Source organism: Paenibacillus sp. ACRSA (assembly GCF_022346845.1).
Lineage (GTDB): Bacteria > Bacillota > Bacilli > Paenibacillales > Paenibacillaceae > Paenibacillus.
Window position 1 is genome coordinate 84470 of the sequence record NZ_JAKRNP010000013.1, and the last position, 9584, is coordinate 94053.

At 45.9% G+C, this 9584-nt stretch carries 8 protein-coding genes, 9 tRNA genes and 1 rRNA gene; all 18 read right to left on the reverse strand.

The features are described 5' to 3' along the window. Window positions 1-88: 88 nt before the first annotated feature. On the reverse strand, window positions 89-403 hold the full coding sequence (gene yajC, locus MH215_RS24955; protein WP_239293766.1) for a preprotein translocase subunit YajC: 315 nt from the start codon (window positions 401-403) through the stop codon (window positions 89-91). Window positions 404-633: 230 nt separating this feature from the next. Then, window positions 634-1770, reverse strand: a complete 1137-nt coding sequence (gene tgt, locus MH215_RS24960) for a tRNA guanosine(34) transglycosylase Tgt (protein WP_239293767.1) — start codon at window positions 1768-1770, stop codon at window positions 634-636. Between the two features lie 145 nt (window positions 1771-1915). Further along, window positions 1916-2944 (reverse strand): tRNA preQ1(34) S-adenosylmethionine ribosyltransferase-isomerase QueA, encoded by a 1029-nt coding sequence (queA, locus tag MH215_RS24965; RefSeq protein WP_056701203.1) that lies wholly within the window; start codon window positions 2942-2944, stop codon window positions 1916-1918. Window positions 2945-2951: 7 nt separating this feature from the next. Beyond that, window positions 2952-4973 (reverse strand): SpoIID/LytB domain-containing protein, encoded by a 2022-nt coding sequence (locus tag MH215_RS24970; protein ID WP_239293774.1) that lies wholly within the window; start codon window positions 4971-4973, stop codon window positions 2952-2954. 197 nt (window positions 4974-5170) lie between these two features. Further along, window positions 5171-6181, reverse strand: a complete 1011-nt coding sequence (gene ruvB / locus MH215_RS24975) for a Holliday junction branch migration DNA helicase RuvB (protein WP_056701201.1) — start codon at window positions 6179-6181, stop codon at window positions 5171-5173. A gap of 54 nt (window positions 6182-6235) precedes the next feature. Next, entirely contained in the window at window positions 6236-6850 is a 615-nt protein-coding gene (gene ruvA, locus MH215_RS24980) for a Holliday junction branch migration protein RuvA (RefSeq protein ID WP_056701199.1), read from the reverse strand. Then, on the reverse strand, window positions 6847-7350 hold the full coding sequence (gene ruvC / locus MH215_RS24985) for a crossover junction endodeoxyribonuclease RuvC (RefSeq protein WP_239293768.1): 504 nt from the start codon (window positions 7348-7350) through the stop codon (window positions 6847-6849). Before ruvC ends, ruvA begins: the two co-directional genes overlap by 4 nt. A 370-nt stretch (window positions 7351-7720) precedes the next feature. Further along, window positions 7721-8419, reverse strand: a complete 699-nt coding sequence (locus tag MH215_RS29295) for a BofC C-terminal domain-containing protein (protein ID WP_239293769.1) — start codon at window positions 8417-8419, stop codon at window positions 7721-7723. Window positions 8420-8568: 149 nt separating this feature from the next. After that, a tRNA-Pro gene (locus MH215_RS24995) sits at window positions 8569-8642 on the reverse strand. A 7-nt stretch (window positions 8643-8649) separates the two neighbouring features. Further along, window positions 8650-8728 (reverse strand) — tRNA-Leu (locus MH215_RS25000). Window positions 8729-8742: 14 nt separating this feature from the next. Beyond that, window positions 8743-8819: transfer RNA gene (locus MH215_RS25005), tRNA-Arg, on the reverse strand. 4 nt (window positions 8820-8823) lie between these two features. Then, window positions 8824-8898, reverse strand: a tRNA-Gly gene (locus tag MH215_RS25010). A gap of 59 nt (window positions 8899-8957) precedes the next feature. Next, window positions 8958-9035: transfer RNA gene (locus tag MH215_RS25015), tRNA-Asp, on the reverse strand. Between the two features lie 25 nt (window positions 9036-9060). Then, a tRNA-Met gene (locus MH215_RS25020) sits at window positions 9061-9134 on the reverse strand. A 16-nt stretch (window positions 9135-9150) separates the two neighbouring features. After that, window positions 9151-9226: transfer RNA gene (locus MH215_RS25025), tRNA-Val, on the reverse strand. Between the two features lie 7 nt (window positions 9227-9233). Further along, window positions 9234-9305: transfer RNA gene (locus tag MH215_RS25030), tRNA-Glu, on the reverse strand. A gap of 4 nt (window positions 9306-9309) precedes the next feature. Next, a tRNA-Asn gene (locus MH215_RS25035) sits at window positions 9310-9385 on the reverse strand. An 80-nt stretch (window positions 9386-9465) separates the two neighbouring features. Then, window positions 9466-9582 (reverse strand): 5S ribosomal RNA (gene rrf, locus MH215_RS25040). Window positions 9583-9584: the final 2 nt, after the last annotated feature.

Consider the following 9584-nt stretch of genomic DNA (forward strand, 5'->3'; position numbering starts at 1 on the left):
CTGTATAAGGAGCTTCGGTTCTGTAATAACAGACGGAACTAACTATTGTGAGCGGACTCTATTTCTCTAAATTCTCGCTCATTTATAATTATTCAGCAGTTTCACGACTTACTGCACTGCTGATCGCATTACGATCGAAAGTAAGCTTCGTTACATCGTTTACGCGCAGAACAACCACGTCTTCTGTAATTTCAGCGATTGTACCATGGAGACCACCGATAGTAACGATTTTATCGCCTTTTTTCAATTGGCCAAGCATCGCATTACGCTGTTTTTGCTTTTTGTTCTGTGGACGAATCATCAAGAAGTAGAAAATCGCAACCATAAGTACCAAAGGTACAATCAAAGATACGATACCTCCGCCTGCATTAGGCGTAGTTGCTGCAAACATTCCTTGAAACATGTAAACTCCCCCTTATCGACTATACGTACAAAATAATGCTTGTTCCTCCGGTTCCGCAACAAACCTCATTAGGTCGTGTCTTAAAACTCGCTGAAGTGCATCTTTTACCGCCCTTTCGCCCCCTGCTGCGTCACTTTCCCTTGACGTGCCCCGGCACGCCTGCGGAAAACTTCCTGGCTTGGAACAAAAATGCGGTAAAATCTGCGTCCTTCGGAGTTTTCAGACACTCCCTAGAAACCTTTGTCATTGTCATGCAGACCATATTGATCGAAAAATTCATCCCGGAAATCAAGCAGACGATCTTCCATAATGGCTTTGCGCACGTTGCGCATCAAATTCTGCAAGAAATGAAGATTATGGATGGTCGTCAGACGCAAGCCAAACGTTTCATCCGCCTTGATTAAATGACGCAAATAGGCTCTGGAATAGTTACGACAAGTGTAGCAATCACATTCAGGGTCAAGTGAACCAAAATCAGTTGCAAACTTGGCATTTCGAACTACAAGCCGTCCTTGGCTAGTCATCGTTGTTCCGTTACGGGCAATCCGCGTTGGAAGTACGCAGTCAAACATGTCTACTCCACGAATCGATCCCTCAATCAATGCATCGGGTGAACCTACCCCCATTAAATAACGTGGTTTGTTGGAAGGCAACAAAGGCACCGTATAATCCAACACGCCATACATTAAATGTTTCGGCTCTCCAACACTCAGTCCACCAATAGCATACCCCGGGAAATCCATGGAAGTCAAATCTGCCGCGCTTTGGCGGCGCAGATCCTCATGCATTCCACCCTGCACGATGGCGAACAAACCTTGGTCATGTGGACGTGCATGACTTTCTAAACAACGCTCAGCCCAGCGGCTTGTACGTTCAAGGGATTTTTTCACATATTCGTATTCTGCCGGGTACGGTGGGCATTCATCAAATGCCATCATAATATCGGAACCCAGTGCGTTCTGTATTTCCATGGCAACTTCAGGGGACAAGAACTTCTTGTCTCCATTCAGATGCGAGCGGAAATTCACGCCTTCCTCTGTGATTTTACGCATTTCACTGAGAGAGAATACTTGAAATCCACCACTATCAGTCAGAATTGGGCGATCCCAATTCATGAATTTGTGCAAGCCACCAGCTTGACGAATAATCTCATGTCCAGGTCTAAGGAACAGATGATACGTATTACTCAGAATAATCTGCGCATCCATTTCCTTTAACTCTTCAGGGCTCATCGTTTTAACGGTTGCTTGCGTGCCTACCGGCATGAACGTTGGTGTCTCAATGATTCCGTGAGGTGTATGTACACGTCCTAATCGGGCACCGGATTGTTTACAAGTTTTAATATGTTCGTACGTAATTGCTGCCATTGGTTTTAATCATCCTCTAAAAGTTAATCGTTAGACCTGTACTCGTGAATCTTTGTAGGTTCAACACCAAACGTTCTTACTAAGCATCTGTTCTTGTGTAATAACGAGTTGAACCCACACCAATAATTCTTTGCCTAATGCAACATTAATAGATCAACATCGCATCGCCAAAGCTGAAAAATCTATACTCTTGAGCAATAGCTTCCTCATAGGCGTGCATAATGTGTTCTCTGCCTGCAAGCGCACTTACCAGCATGACTAATGTAGATTTCGGAAGATGGAAATTCGTCAGCATGCCATCAATGACCTTGAAGGTATACCCAGGATAAATGAAAATTTTAGTCCAGCCGCTACTCTCCTGCAGGAGTCCTTGCTCAAATTTACTGCCTACCGTTTCAAGTGTACGGCAGCTTGTTGTACCTACAGCAAAAACACGATTCCCACGTTGCTTCGTTTCATTAATCAGATCGGCCGTCTCCTGTGACATAGAGTAATACTCTTCATGCATAACATGATCCTCTACTACATCTACCGACATAGGACGGAATGTTCCCAGCCCAACGTGAAGCGTAATGAAGGTTACATTAACACCTTTTGCTCGAATCTGATCAAGCAACTCATCCGTAAAATGAAGTCCCGCTGTTGGTGCGGCCGCAGAACCTTCATGCTTCGCATATACCGTCTGATAGCGTTCACGATCATCCAGTGTTTCCTTAATATACGGAGGCAACGGCATTTCACCGAGACGATCTAGAATCTCCTGAAAGATCCCCTCATACGAAAATGTAAGCATACGTGCGCCCATTTCGCCTTCTTCATCAATCACGGCTTTCAGTTCATCACCAAAAACGATAACAGAACCGGCTTTCAGCTTTTTGCCTGGCTTAACCAGTGCTTCCCAGCGATCACCTTCCACGTTTTTGAGAAGTAACACTTCCGCTTTGGCTCCTGTATCCTCTTTTGTTCCAAACAAACGAGCTGGCAACACTCGCGTATCATTAAGTACAAGTGTGTCACCAGGCTGTAGAAAGTTAATAATATCCGGAAACGTATTATGGTTGACTTCACCGCTCTCCTTATTCAAGGTAAGCAAGCGAGACGCAGTCCGATCAAGCAACGGCGTCTGTGCAATAAGCTGTTCCGGTAATTCAAAATCATATAAGTTCACATTCATGGTCAATTCATTCCTTAACAATAGTCGCATTTTGGTAATAGTGTTTCAATATTTCCTGGTAATCATACCCTTCATCCGCCATGCCTTTGGCTCCCCATTGCGACAAACCTAATCCGTGACCATTTCCTTGGCCGATGAACATAAAGTTTTGTCCCTGAGTTACGGCTCTTGCCTGACCATCACCGCTCATGACGACAAGGGCATTACCAGATGAAGTTCCTGTACCTGAGGCAGACAATACAGCTGCTCCTTGAGACCCTGTCTTACTCGCTGTATTCCCGTCAGCGCCTAATACAGTATAACTTCCAGTACCTGCAATATCAAATAAAGTACTAGGCAATCCACCCAGCGCCGAGCGGTACGTATCTGCATATTTAACAGTCAACGCTTGTCCATTGGCACTTACTTCAAGTGCTCGACCAGAAGGTCCGCGCTGCGTGACTTCTAATGTTGAGATGGATGAGGGAACAGTCGTCGTCGTTTTACCTTGCAACGTTTTGACTAATTGAGCAGAGGTAAATGGCCCTCTCACCCAAGCATAATCATTGGATTGTGCGACTTTTGCCAAAACAACGGCTTCGTTCCCTGGATTCATTTTGGCTACCGGCTCAACCGTAGATTGGATTAATGGGATGGCACGTACATTCGTATTCTGTGCGGTGACAGTGACCTTGGAAAGGCCCGCATCCGTTTTGGAGCTTAGCTCCTTCACATTGTCCTCACGGATATACCCACTGATGCCTGAGTTAAGCAGTACATGATACCACGTATGCAATCCAGCCTGTGCTGATGTATCTCCAGAACTATCCACATTGGTGAAGACCCCTGCCCCCCCGTTCCAAACCTCGGAAGGATGTGCCGTTTGTCCACCTGCATTGGATGAAAATACAGCCTCTACAATTTTACCACCACTTTTGACAACTTCTCCTGCGGTAGCATCTACTGCGCTGGTTACTTTATCATTCTCCGAATCAACGCCGTTATAGGCTTGACTTAGTGTTGTATCCACAACATTGGCAATCTGGAAGCGAGTACCCTGTTGGAGAGCATAGGAACGAGCAGCAACCGCTTGTACTTTTAGAGCCTCTGCAGGCCAGGAGGAATACACCTCTGCTCCAACTACGGAGTACAAATATTGTTCCAACGGAACGACATTCACTAAAGCCAAGTCACCATTCACGATACTGAGTTCCATATCTCCGCGATATGTTCGCTGGGAACGTTCCAGTACTTTAATGCCATTTCCATCTCCCTGCACCCACGCTTTGGCTTCCGTACCGGCAATTGTGTAATGTGCTGCAGTCTTAGGCGTGTCTAGACTTAACCCCGCATCCTGCCGAATGATTAGAGCAGAGCTGTTATTAGATACAGGAGATAGGCTGATGCCACCTACTTGAGTCTCTACTGCCTTCTTCAGAGCAGTAAGCTCTGCATCTGTCACAGCTTCACCAACCCATACACTGTAGCCCGGACTACCTGCATCCAATGACAATACAGTAAAGGAAGTGATGCCTGATGCTGAGAGAGAAGCCTGCGCTGCTTGTGCTTCTTGTAAGGAGCTATAGTTTCCAGTAGATAAATGCTTGTTTCCCGTTACGACTGGTTTCTGCCCACCCAATTGAACTGCAGCTACCTTCTGAACTCGAGCAATTGCTTGTCCAGCGAGTATCTCTGTAGCATAGTTTCCGGTATAGAGCTGATACACCGTTTTGCCGCTCACACTTGAGCTGAAAAGTAACGGCTTATCGCTGGTTGGTTGCAATAATTTGGCTGCTGCTGCCGCTGTTTTGAAATCTGCTGTCTCCAACACCTTCACTCGGAAACCATCTGCGCTGAATCGAATCTGCCCCGCTGGAAGACTTGTGTTAGCACCCGTCTCAGATCCAATTGTCCAACTCCCATTCGATTCAAGTGTGATTAATGGTGTTGTTGATTTGTATGTGCTTCCCAGATTCGCAAACATCGCAACCCGAATCAGCTGTCCATCATTTTCTGCTGCATAAGCGGGTACCTGCAGACATCCTGCCATCAATACAGCCGCAGCCAAAACCTTTAATCGGCGACTCCATTTCTTATTTTGTATTGCTTTCCCCACAATCAGGCTCCTCTCCGCACTTTTCCTTGTGTAGATACATCTATGAATTTCAAACTTCATTAATATTTAGAACTGTTTCATGTAATAGAAGAACAACATTCACACATCCCACTATCCATGAGTCAATTATGTTACTTTCCATCTCGTGGTGGAATCGGCAAACCCAAATGATGATAAGCCATATCTGTAACAATCCGACCTCTTGGTGTACGTTGAATCATACCGATCTGCAATAAATAAGGCTCATAAACATCCTCAATGGTTTGGCTCTCTTCACCAATCGTAGCTGCAATGGTATCCAGACCAACCGGGCCTCCCCGGAAGCTATTGATCATGGACTTAAGCATCTTGTGGTCGATCTCGTCCAATCCTCTCGGATCAATCTGTAGACGTTTAAGTGCTTCTTCTGCTAATGCTTGTGTAATGACTCCATCGCCTCGTACCTGAGCGAAGTCTCGAACTCGCTTCAATAAACGATTGGCAATCCTCGGCGTTCCACGGGAACGGAGAGCAATCTCTTCTGCAGCATCTCCAACAATCTCAACCCCAAGGATTTCTGTAGAGCGAGAGACAATGTAGGCTAGCTCATCAACCGTATAAAATTCCAACCGGCTAATGACACCAAAACGATCCCGCAGAGGCGCAGACAGCAAACCAGCGCGTGTTGTAGCCCCAATGAGAGTGAATGGTGGTAGATCAAGACGCACAGATCGCGCACTGGGACCTTTACCGATCATAATATCCAATGCAGAGTCTTCCATCGCAGGGTACATCACTTCTTCAACAGTACGATGCAGGCGATGAATCTCGTCAATAAATAGGACATCACCTTCCTGAAGATTAGTCAGCAATGCTGCTAGATCTCCTGGTCGCTCAATTGCAGGCCCTGAAGTGGTACGCAAGTTAACACCCAATTCATTAGCGACGATGTTGGCAAGTGTTGTTTTACCTAGTCCTGGTGGACCATACAATAAAACATGATCCAGTGCTTCATTACGCATTTTGGCTGCTTCAATATATACTTTTAAATTCTCCTTCACCTGATTTTGTCCGATATATTCATTCAAATACCGGGGACGAAGACTCAGCTCAACAGCTTGATCATCCATCATCAAGTTAGCGGAAATAATACGCTCATCCATGTTCATCCCTACCTTTTTAGTACGAGCAATGTGCTATCGTGTTGGTGAAGTTAGTTATCCAGTGAATAGCATTTGCAGTGCTCGTTTCATCAACACATCAACCGAATCGGCAGATGTAACATCTTTTTTCAGCTTGAGCCATACTTTGTCCAACTCGCTATCTGTGTAACCAAGTGCTTTGAGACCATCACGTGCCTCATCCCAAGCTGAGCCGCTACCTGCTTCTTCTGAAGGAGGGGCGAATAAACCTGTTGCATACGCCGCAGCACCGAACCCGTCGAGCTTATCCTTCAGGTCCAAAATCATACGCTGAGCTGTCTTTTTACCGATTCCCGGTAGTTTGGTCAGAAACGTCAGATTCTCTTGGTAAATCGCTGTAACGACATGATCAGGCGTGCCTCCTGCCAAAATGCCCAGGGCGACTCGTGGTCCAATACCAGACACCTCGATCAACTTACGAAATAAGCGCTGTTCTTCTCTTGTAACAAAACCATATAGCAACATGGCATCTTCACGCACGTGATGATGGGTATAGACCATGATCTCACCTTCTTGTTTCGCGAAAGCATATGGGTTAGGACAAAATACACGATAGCCCACACCTTGAACATCAAGCACAATATATTCATTCTCCACATGCACGAACTGTCCTCTAAGAAAATCAATCATTTTCGCAATACCTCATTTAACTTAGAATTTAATGTATAAGAATGTGCATGACATACGGCTACTGCCAACGCATCTGCTACGTCATCTGGCTTAGGAATCGCCTGCAACCGCAGAAACATTTTGACCATCTCTTGCACTTGACGTTTCTCCGCTTTGCCGTATCCTACAATCGCCTGTTTAATCTGCATCGGTGTGTACTCAGCAATAGGTAGCCCTTTCTGTGCAGCAGCCAGAATCATTACCCCTCTGGCCTGACTGACGGACATCGCTGTTGTAACGTTCCGATTGAAGAAGAGTTTCTCCAATGCGACTGCATCTGGCTTATATTTATCGATGAGCTGTACCATTCCCTCATATACGTGAAGTAATCGCTCCTCTTCAGGTGTATGAGCTTCTGTCTGAATACAGCCATATTGTACAGGAACCACTTTACTACCGATCTTATCCACAAAACCAAACCCAACAATCGCAATTCCCGGGTCTATCCCCAAAAAACGCAAACCCATCTCTCCCTTACAATAAAGCGAACATATGTATCGTTCATTTCATTATAACAAAAAGATAGACCCTGCGGCAGGAAACTTTGACTACATTTTAATCCTCATAAAATCTATCGTTCACCCTCCTATCGAGTCTTAGAAAACCTTGTCGCTTTGCCTATAAAGATGTCACAAAACGTTTCCCATCCTTCGGTGTCCAAGGTCTAGCAAAGCCCTAAACCTGTTAACAGGAAGGTATCACGCAATCCCAAAGGCTAACTTATTTCCATACGATCGGTCATCACACGACAAAAAGGACATCACTTCGATGCCCTTCTCCAGCAAACCTATAACCTGTCTTTGTTTTAATGCTCTTCAAAACTTTCTTGAGTCAACCACCATTTAGAATGACTTCTTCAGAGGCTCGTTCAACCGCATAGTCGCTAAATGTCGAAATCACACTGTTATATTCATCTTTGTCCTGCACTCGAATTCCTTGCTGTAGCTGTTCCCATACTCCCTCAGGCAATGAAGACTCAAGTGACCCAACATCCATTTGAAAAAAAGTACGGATTACTTTGTCTTCTGTAGGGCGACCTTCGTACAAATTCAGATTTCCCAATGCATCTATGCTAATATAAGCCTGCTCTTTGCATAGAGGAGAAAGGTCATCAACCTGTTGCTTAACCCGTAAACCATCTGCTGCAACTTCTGCACCCCATTCAGGATGCTGAAGTAATAACACTTCGACTTGTGAAGCTGTCATTTTGCCTAATTGCTCAGTCTCGACTCCACAAACATAGTGGACTTCCAATACAACAGCAGTTAAGTCATCAGGTGTAGCAGATCCTAGTTGTTTTACTATGGCTTGTACCTCTGCTTCCGAACGATTCTCCTCTATAGGAGCTGCCCCCATGACAGTGACGGTCTCACTAAAATCAGTTGTTAATAAACGTTGAATATGAGAAGAGATGGACAGTCCGCTATATGCTAGTATCGTTACAGCCACTAAGGCTAGACTCATCCATGCAGTTCGTTTCCAACGTCGCCAACGCCTTTTTAATTGTTTCTTTAATTTAAACGTGTTCACCTGAACCCCTTCTATCACTTTTTTTAAACCTAGTGTGACCGAAAGGGTTACCGTTTATGCACAAACAAGCTTGCATTTAAACATCACTCATATTATTTACACAAATACAAAAAGCAGATTATCTAATATAGATAATCTGCTTTCTTAGATCGGGATGACACGATTTGAACATGCGACCCCCTGGTCCCAAACCAGGTGCTCTACCAAGCTGAGCTACATCCCGTTATGTATACCGGCGAGAGGACTCGAACCTCCACGGTTTCCCACTCGATTTTGAGTCGAGCGCGTCTGCCATTCCGCCACGCCGGCATATGAAGTTATAATGGCGCGCCCTGAGAGATTCGAACTCCCGGCCTTTTGATTCGTAGTCAAACGCTCTATCCAGCTGAGCTAAGGGCGCAAATTGGAGCGGAAGACGGGAATCGAACCCGCGACCCTCGCCTTGGCAAGGCGATGCTCTACCGCTGAGCCACTTCCGCATACGGTAAGGTGTAAATAAAACAAAACCGGACTCTCATCCATGAAGCAAAATCTTAAATGGCGGAACCGACGGGATTCGAACCCGCGATCTCCTGCGTGACAGGCAGGCATGTTAGGCCAACTACACCACGGTTCCAGATCACTTTCGTAAGAAAGTATAATTGCGGGGGCAGGATTTGAACCTGCGGCCTTCGGGTTATGAGCCCGACGAGCTACCGGGCTGCTCCACCCCGCGTCGTTAAAAATATATATGGTGGAGGCTGAGGGGATCGAACCCCCGACCCTCTGCTTGTAAGGCAGATGCTCTCCCAGCTGAGCTAAGCCTCCATCTATATGACCCGTAGGGGATTCGAACCCCTGTTACCTCCGTGAAAGGGAGGTGTCTTAACCCCTTGACCAACGGGCCTTACTGGCTCCCCGAACAGGGCTCGAACCTGTGACAACTCGATTAACAGTCGAGTGCTCTACCAACTGAGCTATCAGGGAATAATATACATTTACAAAAGCAAGTGTAATTCATCATACAATGTCCACAAGCATAACTTGTATCTATGTAAGAAAAATTTGCTTGGCGGCGTCCTACTCTCCCAGGACCCTGCGGTCCAAGTACCATCGGCGCTAGAGGGCTTAACGGTCGTGTTCGGGATGGGTACGTGTGGAACCCCTCCGCTATCGCCACCAAACG